This is a genomic window from Ornithinimicrobium carbonis, assembly GCF_977012275.1.
The window spans coordinates 3,174,904-3,190,174 of record NZ_OZ348993.1; the positions used below are offsets into that span (position 1 = coordinate 3,174,904).

General features: G+C 74.0%; 14 protein-coding genes. 10 read left to right on the forward strand and 4 right to left on the reverse strand.

Going from position 1 to position 15,271, the window contains the following annotated elements:
* The first annotated feature begins 209 nt into the window (after positions 1–209).
* Genes ACWHYA_RS14580 through ACWHYA_RS14595 form a run of 4 tightly spaced genes read left to right on the forward strand, consistent with a single transcriptional unit; the run spans position 210 to position 3,532 of the window.
* Positions 210–1,151, forward strand: a complete 942-nt coding sequence (locus ACWHYA_RS14580) for a LysR family transcriptional regulator (protein ID WP_425942782.1) — start codon at positions 210–212, stop codon at positions 1,149–1,151.
* Complete coding sequence (locus tag ACWHYA_RS14585; RefSeq protein WP_425942783.1) at positions 1,148–2,308, forward strand: mandelate racemase/muconate lactonizing enzyme family protein; 1,161 nt, start codon at positions 1,148–1,150, stop codon at positions 2,306–2,308. The genes ACWHYA_RS14580 and ACWHYA_RS14585 overlap by 4 nt, the downstream gene beginning before the upstream one ends.
* Positions 2,309–2,354: 46 nt before the next feature.
* The gene (gene catA / locus ACWHYA_RS14590; protein WP_425942784.1) at positions 2,355–3,251 is read left to right on the forward strand and encodes a catechol 1,2-dioxygenase; all 897 of its coding nucleotides are present in this window, start codon (positions 2,355–2,357) and stop codon (positions 3,249–3,251) included.
* 11 nt (positions 3,252–3,262) lie between these two features.
* Complete coding sequence (locus ACWHYA_RS14595; RefSeq protein ID WP_425942785.1) at positions 3,263–3,532, forward strand: muconolactone Delta-isomerase family protein; 270 nt, start codon at positions 3,263–3,265, stop codon at positions 3,530–3,532.
* Between the two features lie 72 nt (positions 3,533–3,604).
* Here the strand turns inward: ACWHYA_RS14595 and ACWHYA_RS14600 are convergent, their stop codons facing one another.
* Positions 3,605–4,855 (reverse strand): MFS transporter, encoded by a 1,251-nt coding sequence (locus tag ACWHYA_RS14600; RefSeq protein WP_425942786.1) that lies wholly within the window; start codon positions 4,853–4,855, stop codon positions 3,605–3,607.
* 144 nt (positions 4,856–4,999) lie between these two features.
* On the reverse strand, positions 5,000–5,548 hold the full coding sequence (locus ACWHYA_RS14605; protein ID WP_425942787.1) for a hypothetical protein: 549 nt from the start codon (positions 5,546–5,548) through the stop codon (positions 5,000–5,002).
* A gap of 490 nt (positions 5,549–6,038) precedes the next feature.
* On the opposite strand from ACWHYA_RS14605, the gene ACWHYA_RS14610 reads away from it, so the two are divergent.
* The 4 genes from ACWHYA_RS14610 to ACWHYA_RS14625 all read left to right on the forward strand — a co-directional run bounded on the left by ACWHYA_RS14610 (position 6,039) and on the right by ACWHYA_RS14625 (position 12,070).
* Positions 6,039–8,510 (forward strand): DNA gyrase/topoisomerase IV subunit A, encoded by a 2,472-nt coding sequence (locus tag ACWHYA_RS14610; protein ID WP_425942788.1) that lies wholly within the window; start codon positions 6,039–6,041, stop codon positions 8,508–8,510.
* 140 nt (positions 8,511–8,650) lie between these two features.
* Positions 8,651–9,106 (forward strand): nuclear transport factor 2 family protein, encoded by a 456-nt coding sequence (locus ACWHYA_RS14615; RefSeq protein ID WP_425942789.1) that lies wholly within the window; start codon positions 8,651–8,653, stop codon positions 9,104–9,106.
* Positions 9,103–10,953 (forward strand): DUF5671 domain-containing protein, encoded by a 1,851-nt coding sequence (locus ACWHYA_RS14620; protein ID WP_425942790.1) that lies wholly within the window; start codon positions 9,103–9,105, stop codon positions 10,951–10,953. The genes ACWHYA_RS14615 and ACWHYA_RS14620 overlap by 4 nt, the downstream gene beginning before the upstream one ends.
* Before the next feature lie 70 nt (positions 10,954–11,023).
* Complete coding sequence (locus ACWHYA_RS14625; protein WP_425942791.1) at positions 11,024–12,070, forward strand: NAD(P)-dependent alcohol dehydrogenase; 1,047 nt, start codon at positions 11,024–11,026, stop codon at positions 12,068–12,070.
* A 42-nt stretch (positions 12,071–12,112) separates the two neighbouring features.
* Here the strand turns inward: ACWHYA_RS14625 and ACWHYA_RS14630 are convergent, their stop codons facing one another.
* Together ACWHYA_RS14630 and ACWHYA_RS14635 are read right to left on the reverse strand one after the other, a co-directional pair.
* Positions 12,113–12,556 carry a 2'-5' RNA ligase family protein gene (locus tag ACWHYA_RS14630; RefSeq protein ID WP_425942792.1) on the reverse strand — a complete coding sequence of 148 codons (444 nt, stop codon included), beginning with the start codon at positions 12,554–12,556 and terminating at the stop codon, positions 12,113–12,115.
* Between the two features lie 95 nt (positions 12,557–12,651).
* Complete coding sequence (locus ACWHYA_RS14635; protein WP_425942793.1) at positions 12,652–13,530, reverse strand: oxygenase MpaB family protein; 879 nt, start codon at positions 13,528–13,530, stop codon at positions 12,652–12,654.
* Positions 13,531–13,589: 59 nt separating this feature from the next.
* Between ACWHYA_RS14635 and ACWHYA_RS14640 the strand changes: the two genes are divergently transcribed.
* Together ACWHYA_RS14640 and ACWHYA_RS14645 are read left to right on the forward strand one after the other, a co-directional pair.
* On the forward strand, positions 13,590–14,285 hold the full coding sequence (locus tag ACWHYA_RS14640) for an SDR family NAD(P)-dependent oxidoreductase (protein WP_425942794.1): 696 nt from the start codon (positions 13,590–13,592) through the stop codon (positions 14,283–14,285).
* Positions 14,286–14,314: 29 nt separating this feature from the next.
* On the forward strand, positions 14,315–15,271 hold the full coding sequence (locus ACWHYA_RS14645; protein ID WP_425942795.1) for a hypothetical protein: 957 nt from the start codon (positions 14,315–14,317) through the stop codon (positions 15,269–15,271).

Genomic DNA, 15,271 nt, shown 5'->3' on the forward strand with positions numbered 1-15,271 from the left:
CCCGGCAGCACCCCCTCTCCCCACGCCGGCAGCCCCCTCCGCGCATCCGGCAGCACCCCGCCTGCCCTCCCGGCAGCGCCCGCGTGCCCTGATCGATTGATTCGTCTCAGGCATGATTCAGGGCTTACTTGTTCTTGCCATCGACCCCGGAGGGCCGTAGCGTCGGGAGCGCAATCCCCCCGGGGCCGCGAGAGGGAAGGTGGTGCGACGTGGAGGTCGAGACCCGGCACCTGCGCTGCTTCCTCGCGGTCGCCGACACCCTCCACTTCGGCCGGGCCGCCGAGCAGCTGCACCTGGCCCAGCCGGCGGTGTCCAGGTCCGTCCGGCAGCTGGAGCGCGAGCTCGGCGTCGACCTGCTGCGGCGCACGACCCGCTCCGTCTCGCTCACCCCGGCGGGCGAGGTCTACGCGCAGCGCGCCCGGGCCGTGACCGACCGGCTCGTGGAGGCCGCCGTGGCCGCGCGGGCCACCGCCGACGGACGATCGGGCACCCTGCGGCTGGGGGTCACCGGCTCGGCCACCTACGGGTTCCTGCCGGCACTGGCCCGCGCCGCCGCGACGGCGATGCCCGACGTGAGCCTGCAGGTGCGCACCGAGATGCTCACCCCCGAGCAGGAGCAGGCCCTGCTGGACGACCGGCTCGACGTGGGCGTCCTGCGTCTGCCGACGGCCTCGCCCGAGCTGGACCACGTCGTCGTGGCTCGGGAACGACTGGTCGCCGCCCTGCCCGCCGACCACGCGCTGGCCGGACCGGGTGAGAGCCCCGTGCGGCTGGCGGACCTGTCCGACGACGCCTTCATCACCTACGCCGACGGCACCGGTTCGGTGGTCCTGCGCACCGTGCTGGACGCCTGCCAGGACGCCGGGTTCGTCCCCCGCCGGGCCCACCAGGTCACCGAGACCTCCACCACCGTGGCCCTGGTCGCCGCCGGGCTGGGGGTCGCCCTGGTCCCGGAGTCCGCCGCCGCGCTCAGCCTGGACGGGGTCGTCTTCCGCACGGTGGACTCGGCGCGACGCCTCGACCTCGCGCTGGCCTGGCCCGCCGACCGACCCCGTCCCGTGGTCACCCGTCTTCTGGAGGCGCTCCACGCCCAGGGTCTCGTCCACCCCGACCCGTCCCCCCGTCCCGACGCCGTCGAGGAGATCGCGTGACCGCCCCGGCCACCAGCACCACCCCCGAACGGCACCTCGCACACGCCGACGACCTCGTCGTCACCCGCGTCGAGGCCGTCCCCTTCGCCATCCCCTACACCAAGCCCCTGCGCTTCGCCTCCGGCGAGGTCCGCACCGCCGAGCACGTCCTCGTGCGGGTGCACACCGCCGCCGGCGTGGTCGGGCAGGCCGAGGCACCACCCCGGCCGTTCACCTACGGCGAGACCCAGTCCTCCATCGTGGCCGTGGTCGACCAGCTCTTCGGGCCCGCCCTGGTGGGCACCTCGGTCCTGGACCGCGAGGTGCACCGCACCCGGCTGCACCGCACGATCGGCAACCCCACCGCCAAGGCCGCCCTGGACATGGCGGCCTGGGACGCGGTCGGCCAGTTCCTCGGCCAGCCGGTGCACCGCCTCCTCGGAGGGTATGCCGAGTCCGTGCCGGTCAGTCACATGCTCGGCTTCGACGAACCCCAGGTCATGGTCGAGGAGGCCGCCCGGATGCGCGACCTGCACGGGATCAGCACGTTCAAGGTCAAGGTCGGCAGGCATCCCTACCGGCTCGACGTCGCCGTCGTCCGCGCCCTGCGCGAGGCCTTCGGCGAGGAGATCGAGCTCTACGTCGACGGGAACCGCGGCTGGACCGCCTCCGAGTCGGCCCGGGCGATGGCCGAGATGGCCGACCTGGGCCTGACCCTGGCCGAGGAGCTGAACCCCGCCGACGACGTCCTCGGCCGACGCTGGCTGGTCGAGCGCTGCCCGGTGCCCTTCGTCGCCGACGAGAGCGCCACCCGGCCGGCGGAGGTCACCCGGGAGATCCTCGGCGGCTCGGCGACCGCGGTCTCGATCAAGACCGCGCGCACCGGGTTCTCCGAGTCGCAGCGGGTGCTGCACCTGGCCGAGGGGCTGGGCGTCGAGGTGGTCGTCGGCAACCAGATCGACGGCCAGATCGGCACGCTGGCCTCCGTCACCTTCGCCGCCGCGCACGCCTCCACCTCGGCCCGCGCGGCCGAGCTGTCCAACTTCCTCGACATGAGCGACGACCTGCTGGTCGAGCCGCTCACCATCACCAACGGCCGGATGGCCGCCCCCACCGCCCCCGGGCTGGGCCTGCACGTCGACGCCGACAAGCTGGCCCGCTACCGGCAGGACGCGTGAGCGTCCGACCCCGACCGTCATCACCGATCAGCGAAGGAGCACGACGATGACCGAGAACAGCGTCCACACCGACGGACAGGACACCGCGGCCACCGCCCGGGCCTCGGGCCAGAGCGCCACCGAGTCGTTCCGCAGGAAGCAGCACGCCGGTGCCCAGGTCTCCCAGGAGCGGGTCAGCGCCCTCGCCGGCGACGCCCTGGCCGCCATCCACGACGTCATCCGCAAGCACGAGGTGACCTACGAGGAGTACGACGCCCTCAAGGCGTGGCTGATCCAGGTCGGCGAGGACGGCGAGTGGCCGCTCTTCCTCGACGTGTGGGTCGAGCACGTGGTCGAGGACGTCAACACCGCCCACCGCGAGGGCTCGAAGGGCTCCATCGAGGGTCCCTACTACGTCCCGGACGCGCCCGAGCAGGGAGCCCACGGCACCATCCCGATGCGCGACGACGAGCCGGGCACCCCGCTGCGGTGGACCGGCCAGGTCACCTCGACCGACGGCAGCCCGCTGGGCGGGGCCAAGGTCGAGCTGTGGCACGCCGACGCCGACGGCTTCTACTCCCAGTTCGCCCCCGACATCCCCGAGTGGAACCTGCGCGGCACCTTCACCAGCGACGAGGAGGGCCGCTTCCAGATCGACACGGTCGAGCCGGCGCCCTACCAGATCCCCACCGACGGCGCCTGCGGCAAGCTCATCGCCGCCGCCGGCTGGCACGCCTGGCGTCCGGCGCACCTGCACGTCAAGGTGTCCGCGCCCGGTCACGAGATGCTCACCGCCCAGCTCTACTTCCCGGGCGACCCGCACAACGAGGACGACATCGCCTCGGCGGTCAAGCCCGAGCTCATGCTCGACCCCCAGGACGCCGGTGACGGCCGGGCGATGGAGTACTCCTTCGTCCTGGACCCCGCCTCCGAGCAGACACCGGCCTCCGCGACGATCGGCTGACCGTGCTCTACATGGTCCGCATGCAGGTGAACCTGCCGCCCGACCTCGACCCCGACCTGCGCGAGCGGCTCGTCGCCGAGGAGAGGGAGTACAGCCAGGGCTTGCAGCGCGAGGGCAGGATCGCCGCGATCTGGCGGGTCTCCGGACAGTTCGCCAACTACTGCCTCTTCGACGTCGCCGACCACGAGGAGCTGCACGCCTGCGTCTCCGGGCTGCCGATGTTCGCCTACATCTCGACGCAGGTTGAGGCGCTCAACCGTCACCCGAACGCGATCGCCTAGAGCCGGTCCGGGCCGGAGGGGTGGTCTCGCGCCCGACGACCGCGACCGGGCCAGCCCTCCGGCCCGGACGCGTCAGGTCGCGCGGGACGGCGCAGGCTCGACCACGACGTCGCGCCCGGCGACCAGGCTGCTGGCACCCAGCGCCACCGCCAGCCCGACGAGCAGCAGGCCCGGGGCGGTCCATCCGCCGGTGGTCTGCGCGAGCCACCCCACCGCGAACGGCCCGGCCGCCCCGATCGTGTAGCCGACGAACTGCCCCATCGCGTTGAGGGCGCGCACGACGTGCTCGTCACGCCCCCGCAGGACGATGAGCGTCAGGGCGTAGGTGAACCCCGCGCCCTGCGCCAGCCCGCCGACGACGGCCCACAGCGGCCAGGCTCCGGGCGCGAGGAGCAGACCGGCGACCATGACGGTCCACGCGACCCCGATGAGCACCCCGATCCAGCCCTGGCGCGGGCGCAGGCGCGCGACGTTGGCGATCGTCAGCGCCGTGGGGATCGCGGTGATCTGGTACAGCGCCATGGCCGTCCCCCCGACCGCGTGCGTCACCCCCGCCCGGTCGACGAGGATCGTCGGCAGCCAGGTGGTGAGGGAGTAGTAGAGCGCCGACTGGCAGCCCAGCACGACCGCCAGGGCCCAGGCGATCGGCAGCCGCCACACGAAGCGGTCGTCGCGCGCGGAGGGGGGAGGTGTGTGCGACGGGCCGGGGGCCCGCGACGCGTACCGGGCGTGCTCCGCTCCCGGGGCTGGTCCTCCCACGGGTCCGCGCTCCCGCCGGACGACGTGGCGCCACCAGCCCACCGCGGCCACCGGCACGAGCACGACCCACAGCGCCAGGGCGGCGCGCCACCCCAGCAGCTGGGCGACCGGCACCGTCAGCGCCGACGTCAGGGCCGCGCCGACGGCGAGGGTGGCGGTGAAGAAGCCGGTGACCCGGCTGGCGTGGCCGGGCAGGTCCCGCTTGATGACGACCGGCACGAGCACGTTGCCCACGGTGATCCCCAGCCCGACCACCGCGGTCCCCAGGAGCAGCACGAGCGGCCCGCCGACCACCCGGACGAGGGTGCCGGCCCCGATGAGCGCCAGACCGACGAGCACCGCACGCCCCGGGCCGAGCCGCCGCCCCAGCCGCGCGGCCAGCGGCGCGGCGAGGGCGAAGAGCAGCACGGGCAGGCTCGTCATCAGCGCGGCCTGCGCGGTGGTCAGGCCCACCGCGGCCTGCAGGTCCTCCAGCACCGGGGGCACCGCGGCGATCGCCCCGCGCAGGTTCAGCGCGACGAGGACGACCGCGAGGATCGTCAGCAGGCTCGCGCGTCGGGACACCGCGACAGCCTAGGTGTACTGACCACCGCCGGGTGGCTGACGTCGCCGAGCCGGGTGGCCGACGTCACGGGCCCGGCTGCGCGGGTGGACCATCGACCTGCGGAGTTCCGTGAGGCCGGCGTCCGAGGACGCCGGATCCGGCGTTCAGAGACCCCAGTGCTCCAGGATCGCCTCGCAGAAGTCGTCGTTGGTGCCGGTCGACCCGAAGATGATTTCTGAGCTGATCACCTCACCGGCCACGGTGTCGAAGACGATCTGCTCCCGCACCTGCTCGTCGTTCTTGGCGAGCAGCTTGCCGTCGTTGCCGACGAGCCGGCTGCCCCCGGTCAGCAGGATGGTGACGGTCACCGTGCCGTCGCCGTTGTCGACGACCTCCAGGTCCTTCACCAGGGTGTTCGGCTGGATGTCGGTGACGGTCATGCCGTTCCAGGTGAAGGTCTGCACCGCCCTGATCCGGTCGTGGAAGTACCAGAGCTTGTCGCGGCCCTGCTCGCGGAGGAAACCGGTGCTCTCCTGCGTGACGGTGTAGGTGGGCGCGAGTTCGTCCACGCCGCAGAAGTCGGTCATGGTGCCTTCGTCGTAGAAGTCGAACGAGTAGCGGTCGACCACCTGGGCTCCCGCCGGTGCGGCCAGGACGGCGGTGAGCGCGCCGGTGACCAGGGCGGTGCTGAGGATTCGGTGGCGTCGTGGCATCGGAGCGTCCTTTCGGACTGGCCCGGGACCGGCGCCGCGCGTCGTCCACGGGCGAGGTGTGGTGCGTCGGTGCCGGTTCGCGCCGGGCGGGACCGGCGGAGGGCCACCCGGGAGCTGACCCGGACGGCCGGACGAGGCGCGGTCAGCGGCAGCGCGACCACCTGGTCTGAGCGGGCGGCACCCGGCGCAGCATCCCGCTGCGCGCCCCCCGCATCGTCACCACGACCACCGGCACCCGGCGTGCCCCGACCGCCGCTGCCTGCTCCGTCGCACGGTACTCCGCCCGCGAGGGCCGGACAAGGGTCCGTCGAGAACTCCTCGCGGGTGCACAGCGGTGGCCCCTCGTGCCGACCGGGCGGTCGCCGGGCTGGGCCGCACCCACCCCGCCGGGCCGCGCCTGCGTGGCCCGCCCGCGCGCACCGCATACCCTGGGGCGGTCCCGGACCACCCCGCCGCCGGACGCGGCAGAGCAAGGAGCGCCCGCACCCCCATGGCCCGTCGCAAGCGCCCGCAGGAGAGCGACCTGTTCGACGTCGAGGAGAAGATCGTCGAGATCGACGTCCAGGCGGAGATGGAGGGCGCCTTCCTGGAGTACGCCTACTCGGTGATCTACTCCCGGGCCCTGCCCGACGCGCGGGACGGCCTCAAGCCGGTGCAGCGGCGGATCCTCTTCGCGATGGACGAGCTGGGGCTGCGCCCGGACAAGCCGCACGTGAAGTGCTCGCGGGTGGTCGGCGAGGTCATGGGCAAGTACCACCCGCACGGCGACACCGCGATCTACGACGCGATGGTGCGCATGGCCCAGCCGTTCACGATGCGGCTGCCGCTGGTCGACGGGCACGGCAACTTCGGCTCGCTGGACGACGGGCCGGCCGCGAGCCGCTACACCGAGGCACGGATGGCGCCGGCGGCGCTGCTGATGACGGCCAGCCTGGACGAGAGCACCGTCGACTACGTCCCCAACTACGACGACCAGCTCTACCAGCCCGAGGTGCTGCCGGCGGCGTTTCCCAACCTGCTCGTCAACGGCGCCTCCGGCATCGCCGTCGGCATGGCCACGAACATGCCCCCGCACAACCTCGTCGAGGTCGTCGGTGCCGCCCGGCACCTCATCGCCGACCCGGAGGCCGACCTGGAGGCGCTCATGCGCTTCGTGCCCGGGCCGGACCTGCCGCTGGGCGGACGGATCGTGGGGCTGGAGGGGATCCGGGACGCCTACGAGAGCGGCCGCGGCTCCTTCCGCACCCGGGCCACCGCGCGGATCGAGAACGTCACCCCGCGCAAGAAGGGCATCGTCGTCACCGACCTGCCCTACCTCGTGGGCCCGGAGAAGGTCATCGAGAAGGTCAAGCAGCTGGTCCAGTCCAAGAAGCTGCAGGGCATCTCCGACATCGTCGACCTCACCGACCGGACCAAGGGCCTGCACCTGGTCATCGAGATCAAGACCGGGTTCAACCCCGAGGCGGTGCTCGAGCAGCTCTACCGGATGACGCCGATGGAGGAGTCCTTCGGCATCAACAACGTCGCGCTGGTCGACGGCCAGCCGCGCACGCTGGGCCTGAAGGAGCTCCTCCAGGTCTACGTCGACTTCCGCACCGACGTCGTGCGCCGCCGCACCGCCCACCGCCTGGGGAAGAAGCAGGACCGGCTGCACCTGGTCGAGGGTCTGCTGGTCGCGATCCTGGACATCGACGAGGTCATCCAGCTCATCCGCGCGGCCGAGGACGTGGCCACCGCCCGCACCCGGCTCATGCAGGTCTTCGACCTGTCCGAGATCCAGGCCAACCACATCCTGGACCTGCAGCTGCGCCGGCTGACGAAGTTCTCCCGGATCGAGCTGGAGTCCGAGCGCGACGACCTGCTGCGCGAGATCGAGCTGCTGCAGGCGCTGCTGGCCGACGAGGCGCTGCTGCGGCGCGAGGTCTCCGACGAGCTGGCCGAGGTCGCCAAGGTGCACGGCACCCCTCGCCGCACCGTCCTGCTCGAGTCGGACGGGCAGGTCGGTATGCCGTCGGCCGGCGCGGGCGCGCAGGCCGCCCGGGGAGGGGCCGGGCTGGAGGTGGCCGACGACCCGTGCCGGGTGCTGCTGTCCTCCACCGGGCTGCTGGCGCGCACCACGACCGACGAACCGCTGGGCACCGGCGGACGCCGGTCCAAGCACGACGTGATCGTGGCCGAGGTGCTGGCCACGGCCCGTGGCGAGGTGGGGCTGGTCACCTCCGCCGGGCGGGTCGTGAGGCTGTCCGTCGTCGAGCTGCCGACCGTGCCGCCCACGGCGGACGCACCGTCGCTGTCCGGCGGGGTCCCGCTGAGCGCGTTCGTCGACCTGCCGCCGGACGAGAGGGCGCTGACGCTGTGCACCCTCACCGGTGAGGGCCCGGGGCTGGCCCTCGGCACCGCCCAGGGCGTGGTCAAGCGGGTCAACCCCGACTACCCGGGCAACAAGGACGCGTTCGAGGTGATCGCGCTGAGGGACGGCGACCGGGTCGTCGGCGCCGTGGAGCTGGCCACCGGCCAGGAGTCCCTGGTGTTCGTCACCTCCGACGCCCACCTGCTGCACTACCCCGCCTCCGGGGTGCGGCCGCAGGGCCGCACCGGCGGCGGCGTGGCCGGGGTCAAGGTCTCCCCCGGCGCCTCGGTCGTCTCCTTCAGCGTCGTCGAGCCGGGACAGGAGAACGTCCTCGTCACCGTCGCCGGCAGCGCCGGAACACCGCCCGGGACCCAGACCGGTTCGGTCAAGGTGACCGACATGTGGGCCTACCCCTCCAAGGGCCGGGCCACCGGCGGCGTGCGCTGCCACCGGTTCCTGCGCGGCGAGGACGCCCTGGTGCTCGCCTGGGCCGGGACCGCCCCGCCGCGGGCGGCCTCGGGCAACGGCGTCCCGGTCGACCTGCCCGAGACCAACGACAAGCGGGACGGCTCGGGCACGTCCGCGGGCGCGCCGATCGCAGCCGTGGGCTGAGTCGGGCCGGCACCACGACCGGGGCCGCGCGCGGCTCGTCCCCGCCCCTCGACCCGGTGCGGGCAGGCGCCTCCCGCACCGTGTCCCAGGTCACACCCGCAACGCTGTACCGCAGGTCAGCGCGGTGGGACGCTGGGGGTATGAACGGTCGGGCCGGGAAGGTCCTCGCGATCGCTGTGGCGGTGCTGGTGCTCCTGGCGGTGGTCGCCGGGGTGCTCTCGGCGAACCGGCCGCGGGCCGAGCTGCCGGAAGGATCTCCGGAGGCGGTGGTCCAGCAGTACGTCACCGACGTCTTTGCCCGTGACCTGGACGCCGCGGCCGCCCACCTGGACCCGGACGGCGAGTGCACCGTGGAGGACCTGGAGATGGCCTTCCTGGAGCGGGACGCCCGGGTGGTGCTGCGCTCCACCGACGTCGACGGAGACAGCGCGACGGTCCGGATCGAGCTGGTGCACACCGACAGCGCCCCGTTCGGCGGGAGCGAGTGGACGCAGGAGGAGGTGTTCCGGCTGGCCGACCCAGGGGGCGGGTGGGTCATCACGGGCGCCCCGTGGCCGATGTTCAACTGCAACCTCCCCGAAGGGGTGCGGCCATGATCCTCGGCATCCTCGGCTCGTTCCTCCCGCTGGCCGTCCTCGCCGGGATCGTCGTCGCCGTCGTCATGGCCGTGCGACGGCGTTCCGGGCAGCCCGACCCGCAGGCCCCCGAGGGGGGCGGCCAGTCGGTGCGCCGCTTCTTCCAGTTCCTGCTGCTCGCCGGGCTGCTGTTCGCCGCCGCCGCGGGTGTCGCCGGCCTCCTGGGCCGGCTGTTCGACCCGGACCCGGTGCTCGTCGGCGACGACACCGGACTGGCGCTCCAGCTGGCCTTCACCCTCATCGCGCTGCCCCTGTGGGCCCTGCTGGCGTGGTGGACGGTCCGCCGGGCCGGCGCCGACCCCCGCGAGCTGCGCTCGCTCGGCTGGGCGGCATACCTGACCCTGGTCGGCCTGGTCTCGCTCGTCGTCGCGATGGTCGGCTGGCACCAGACCCTGACGATGCTGCTGGGCGTGGATGCCTACCGCAGCGGCAGCCTGGCGACCGCCGTCGTCTGGACGCTGGTGTGGGCCGGGCACCACTGGTGGGGCAGGCGGGGCACCCCGCGCAGCCACCTGCACCCGCTCGCCCTGCTGGGCTCCCTGGTGGGGCTGGCGACCGCGGCCGCCGGGCTCGGCGCGCTCGTCGCGGCGAGCCTGGACCTGCTGACCGGGCTCGCGGGCGAGTCGATCGTCGGCAGCAGCGTCGACGGCCTCCTGCGTCCCGCCGTCACCTTCGTGGTCGGCGCGCTCGTCTGGGGCGTCTACTGGGTGCTGGACGTGGCCCGGGGGCCGCGCACCACCGGGTGGCTGGTGCTCGTCCTGCTCGCCGGGGTGGGCGGCGGGCTGCTCACCGCGATCGTCGCGCTGAGCGTGCTGGGCTACGACGTGCTGGTCTGGCTCCTGGGGGACCCCAGCGCCACGACCGCCCGCGACCACTTCGCCGCCGCGCCCGACCTGGCCGGTGCGGTCGTGGTCGGCCTGCTCGTGTGGTGGTACCACCAGGAGGTCCTCGGCGCCGGTCGTGCTGCGGCCCGCACCGAGGTGCGCCGGGTCTACGAGTACGTCATGGCCGCGATCGGCCTGCTGGCCGCGTCCGCGGGACTGGTGATGGTCATCGTCACGCTCGTCGAGGCGATCGCCGCCGGCAGCGACCTCGTCGTCGGGGGCAGCGCCCTCAACGCCCTGCTGGCCGCCCTCGTCCTGCTCGCCGTCGGCCTGCCGGTGTGGTGGTGGCACTGGCGGCTCGCGCAGCGCGCCCGGGTCGCCGACCCGGCGGGCGAGCTGGCCTCCCCCACCCGACGGACCTACCTGCTGGTCCTCTTCGGCGTCTCCGGCGTCGCCGCGGTGATCGCCCTCATCACGCTCGTCTACCTGATCCTCGAGGACGCGCTCGCCGGCGGGATCGACACCGAGACCATGCGCAGCATCCGGTTCGCCCTCGGCATCCTGGCGACCACGTCCCTGCTGTCGGCCTACCACTGGACGGTCTTCCGGGCCGACCGGGCCGAGCTCGAGCGGCGCGCACCGGCCGCGGAGGCCGCCCGGGCCGCGGAGCTCGCCGCCCGGACCGACGGGGCGCCCGCCTGGGCCGCCCCGGCCGGATCACGGCATACCCCGGCCGCGGCCGACGCCCACGGACGCCGCACGATCCTGCTCGTCGGGAGCCTGTCCCCTGCCGAGCTGTCGGACCTGGCCGACCGCACGGGCGCCGACGTCCAGCTCTGGCTGCCCCGGGCCGCCCCGCCGGAGCGTCCCTCGCTCGAGGAGCTGGCCGAGGCGGTGGCGGCCGTCCCGGAGAGCGACCTGCTGCTGCTCGTGGACGCCACCGGCCTACGGGCGGTCCCGGTCGATCACTACACTTCAGGCTAGGACGACCGGTCTTCAGCGACTGGTCACACGAGCCCTCGCGCCGGCCGTTCTGAACCAGCAGGAGGCCGTCGTGCGCGCAGTCGTCTTCGAGGGGTACAAGACCTTTCCCGTCCTGAAGGACGTGGAGCGTCCCAGCCCCGGACCCGGGGAGGTCCTCCTCAAGGTCGCGGGCGCCGGCGCCTGCCACTCCGACGTGGGGCTCTTCCACGAGTTCGAGGAGGACCCCACCGGCCTGCTGACGCCGCCGTTCGTGCTCGGTCACGAGAACTCCGGCTGGGTCGAGAAGGTCGGCCCCGGCGTCACCGGCTTCGAGAAGGGTGCGGCCTACCTGGTCTACGGGCCCGTGGGCTGCGGCCGCTGCCGGGCCTGCTCGCGCGGTCAGGACACCTACTGCGCCCAGCCGCAGGAGGTCGGGTATGCCGCGATGGGCCTCGGGCGCGACGGCGGGATGGCGGAGTACCTGGTCGCGCCCGCCCGCAACCTCGTGCCGCTGGGGGACGCCGACCCGATCGACGCCGCTCCGCTCGCCGACGCCGGGCTGACGCCGTACCACGCGATCAAGCGGGCCCTGCCGCACCTGGCCGGTGGCGACCGCAGCGCCCTCGTCGTCGGGCTGGGCGGCCTGGGTCTGGTCGGCGTGCAGATCCTCAAGGCCCTCACCGGGGCCCAGGTCATCGCCACCGACCTCAAGCCCGAGGCGATGGCCCAGGCGGAGGAGTACGGCGCGGTCACCGTGCCCGGTGGGGACGACCAGGCCGAACGGATCAAGGAGCTCACCGGCGGGCGCGGCGTGGACGCGGTCTTCGACATGGTCGGGGTCGACTCCACCCTCAAGCTCGCCGGTGCCACCGTGGCCCAGCAGGGCTCCCTGACCGTCGTCGGCATCGGCGGCGGGACGTTCCCGTGGAACTTCTTCACCGTCCCCTACGAGGTCAACCTCTCCTCGACCTACTGGGGCACGATCGAGGACCTGCACGACGTGGCCGCGATGTACCGCCTCGGCCAGATCACCCCGATCGTGGAGCGCTACACGCTCGACGACGCCCTGGACGCCTACCGCAAGCTGCAGGAGGGTGAGCTCACGGCGCGCGCCGTGGTCGTCCCGCACGGCTGGTGACGCGCGCGGCAGCGGCGCTCCGGCCGGGGCGCCGCTGCTGTGTCACAGGTGCGTGACGGTGCCCGTCTCCGGGTCCCACCACCTCACCTCGACGAGACGGACGTCCGGCCCTGGAGGACGGAGCGCCGTCAGCGCCGCGAAGAGGTGGCGCTTGTGCGTGCGCCGGGTCAGGCTCACGTGCGGCACCCAGGGCCGCCGGTCGGCACCGGGCCAGCGTGCGACGAGCAGCTCCCTGGCGACTCGCAACGCCTCGGGCACCTGCAGGCGGTGGGCGAGGCTCGAGCGGCGGCCGCCGAGGAGCACGGGACCTGCGACGGAGGCCGTCAGCGGCAGCGGGGGAAGAAGCACCGCCCTCGCCAGGTCGAGCACGGCGGCGTCGGGCTGCCCGCCGCTCACGAGGGTCAGGTGCGGCCGGTGGGTCGTCCCCCGGTGCCGGGCCAGGGAAGGCACCCCGGCCTCCTCCAGGGCCCGCCACTGCCGGCGCACCAGCTCCTCGTCGTCGGGGTGGAGCAGAACCCAGTGCGTGACCCGGGCTCATGGAAGCCGCCCGGCGGGTCCGTGCGGGGCGACCCGCTCGGGGCTCACGCCGCGGGCTGCCTCGAGTCGTCCACGCCCGCCATCGCCCAGCGGACCCCGGCCGTGCTGACCCGCCCCACCGGTCGCAGGAGCGAACGGGACAGCAGCGGGGAGGAGGGCAGGTCCAGCATCTCCCGGGCCCACGGCTCGAGCAGGGCGACCCCGCCGGCGGCGATCGCCCAGTAGCCGGGCCGAGAGGCCCGGGGCAGCGGCGGCTCGGCCAGCAGGAACCGGGCGGCCTCCTGCGCGGCCGAGGTCGTCTCCAGCTCGGGCCGGAAGCCCTCGAGCACGGCGTGCAGCTCGGCGACGGAGCCTGGCGGGTCGACCACGCCGAGGAGGCCGGCGGAGACGCCCGCCTGGGCCACGTAGGCGTCCGCCTCCTCCGCCGTGAGGGGGGCGGCGGCATACGCCTGGAAGGCCCGCAGGAAGGAGACGGCCTCGGCGACGTGGACCCACATCAGCAGGTGCGGGTCGCTGGCGCGGTAGGGACGACCGAAGGCGTCCTTGCCCCGGACCCGCTCGTGCACCGCACGCACCTGCCCGATCGTGGCGCGGGCGTGCTCGACGGTGCCGAAGGTCGTGGCCGCCAGGTAGGTGCTGGTCCGCTGCAGGCGCCCCCAGGGGTCGGAGCGGTAGCCGGAGTGCCCGGCGACGCCGGCCATGGCCATCGGGTGCAGCATCTGCAGGAGGAGGGCGCTGACGCCGCCGGGGAACATCGCCGCGTCGGCGTGCACCCGCCAGACCGGGTCCTGCGGGGTGAACCACCGCTCCCCCGGCGTCTGCCAGATGAGACGGGCACGCTCCTGGGCGTCGTCACCGGCGACGCGCGAGCGCAGGGCCGAACCCAGGGCGGTCTGGACCCGGACGAGGGGTGACACGTGCATGAGACACACCTTTGACGTAGATTGGACAGACACTATTCTCGCACGTCGCCGGAGGCACCATGTCGCACAGGTCGTTGTCGGGCTCCCAGGTCGCGGTGCTGGGCGCCTCGGGAGTGCTGGGCAGCCAGATCTGCCAGGTCCTCGCCTCCCGCGGGGCCACCGTTGTCGGCGTGGGCCGCGACGAGGAACGGCTCGCCGCGGCGACGCGCGACCTGCCCTCGAGCTCGGTCCTCGTGGGGGACCTGACCGACGCCGGCCTGGGCGACCGTCTCGTCGAGCACGTGCGGTCGGGACCCGGCCGGCTGGACGGCCTGGTCAACGCGGCCGGCGTGGTGGCCTTCGGGCCGCTGGTGGACACCCCGGACGAGGTGGTGGAGGAGCTCTTCCTGACCAACGTGGTGGGGCCGCTGTGGCTCCTGCGCCGGGTGCTCCCGCTGCTCGTGGAGACCGACGGCTTCGTCGCCCAGATCTCCGGGGTCGTCGCCGACCGGCCGACCGCCGGGATGGCCGCCTACGGCGCGAGCAAGGCGGCCCTGGCGGCGGCCGACCGGGCGCTGGGGACGGAGCTGCGCCGCAGCGGCGTCTCCGTGGTGGACCTGCGCGTGCCGCACACCGAGACCGGCCTGGTGGGTCGGGCGCTCTCGGGCACCGCGCCCCGGCTCCCCCAGGGCCTGGAGCCGGCCGTCGTGGCCGAGCGGGTCGTCGAGGCGGTCGAGCGGGGTGAGGCCGTGGTGGAGGCGTCAGCCTTCGGCTGACCGTCGGTGCCTGCTGCCACAATGACCAGATGGGTGACGAGGGGCTGGGCCGTGCGGGATCCGGGGGGCCGGGCGAGGGTGCGGACGGGCCCCCGGGATCGCGGATGGACGGCGAGCTCGCCCCGGTGCCCAGCCTGGCGCAGCTGCGGGCGGCGGTGCGCCGCGGCCGGGTCCACATCGGCACCGGGTGGCCGCTGCTCGACCTCCTCGGCGGCGGGCTGGTGGTGGGGACCACCACCGTGGTGGCCGCCCCGGCGCAGCTCCGGGCCCAGGTCCTGGGTCGGATCGCCGCCTGGGCGGCGGGCGAGTCGTGGCGCACCGTCCTGGCCTCGACCCTTCGCTCCCGCGAGGAGCTGCTCCTGGACGTGGCCGCCGGAGGCCTGGGCCTGTCCGCGGCCGCCCTCATGGAGAGCGACCTGCACGACGCCTGGCTCGACGCCCGGATGCGCGTCTTGGACCTGAGCGTGCACGGAGGAGCCACGGCCGCGGCCGACTTCGCTGAGACGATGGAGAGCCGCCGGCCCACGGTGGCCGTCGTGGACGGGTACGACCTCGACGACGACCCGTGGGACGAGGTGCTGCACACCCGGGCCTCGAGGGTCGTGATGTGGCCGCCACCGTCGATCGAGCCCGCGGTCTATCCGCTGCGGCACCGCTGCGCGCTGGTCGTGGGCCTGGAGTCGACCTCGATGCGCCCGACCCACGTCGCCGACGCCGCCTCCTTCATCACGTTCGTCCCCCGGGACGAGTTCTCCCGGGTGGACGTCGCCGTGACCACCGACGGCCGCCGTCAGACCCGCACGGTCCTGCTGCGGGACCGGCTCCTGCCACCCCCGAGGTCCGTCCCGGCGCAGCTGCGCCGCAGGGGGGTCGTCAACATCTGGGAGGAGCGGCTGCCGCAGGAGATCGACCGGTTCGCGGGGATCCTGGGGGCCGACGCCTTCGACGTCGAGCACGTCCCGGACGAGGACCCGACCGGAGGGTGA

Coding starts and splice junctions, on each gene's coding strand:
- catA (WP_425942784.1), top strand. CDS start 2,355: ATGACCGAGAACAGCGTCCACACCGACGGACAGGACACCGCGGCCACC.
- ACWHYA_RS14595 (WP_425942785.1), top strand. CDS start 3,263: ATGGTCCGCATGCAGGTGAACCTGCCGCCCGACCTCGACCCCGACCTG.
- ACWHYA_RS14605 (WP_425942787.1), bottom strand. CDS start 5,548: ATGCCACGACGCCACCGAATCCTCAGCACCGCCCTGGTCACCGGCGCG.
- ACWHYA_RS14610 (WP_425942788.1), top strand. CDS start 6,039: ATGGCCCGTCGCAAGCGCCCGCAGGAGAGCGACCTGTTCGACGTCGAG.
- ACWHYA_RS14615 (WP_425942789.1), top strand. CDS start 8,651: ATGAACGGTCGGGCCGGGAAGGTCCTCGCGATCGCTGTGGCGGTGCTG.
- ACWHYA_RS14620 (WP_425942790.1), top strand. CDS start 9,103: ATGATCCTCGGCATCCTCGGCTCGTTCCTCCCGCTGGCCGTCCTCGCC.
- ACWHYA_RS14635 (WP_425942793.1), bottom strand. CDS start 13,530: ATGCACGTGTCACCCCTCGTCCGGGTCCAGACCGCCCTGGGTTCGGCC.
- ACWHYA_RS14640 (WP_425942794.1), top strand. CDS start 13,590: ATGTCGCACAGGTCGTTGTCGGGCTCCCAGGTCGCGGTGCTGGGCGCC.
- ACWHYA_RS14645 (WP_425942795.1), top strand. CDS start 14,315: ATGGGTGACGAGGGGCTGGGCCGTGCGGGATCCGGGGGGCCGGGCGAG.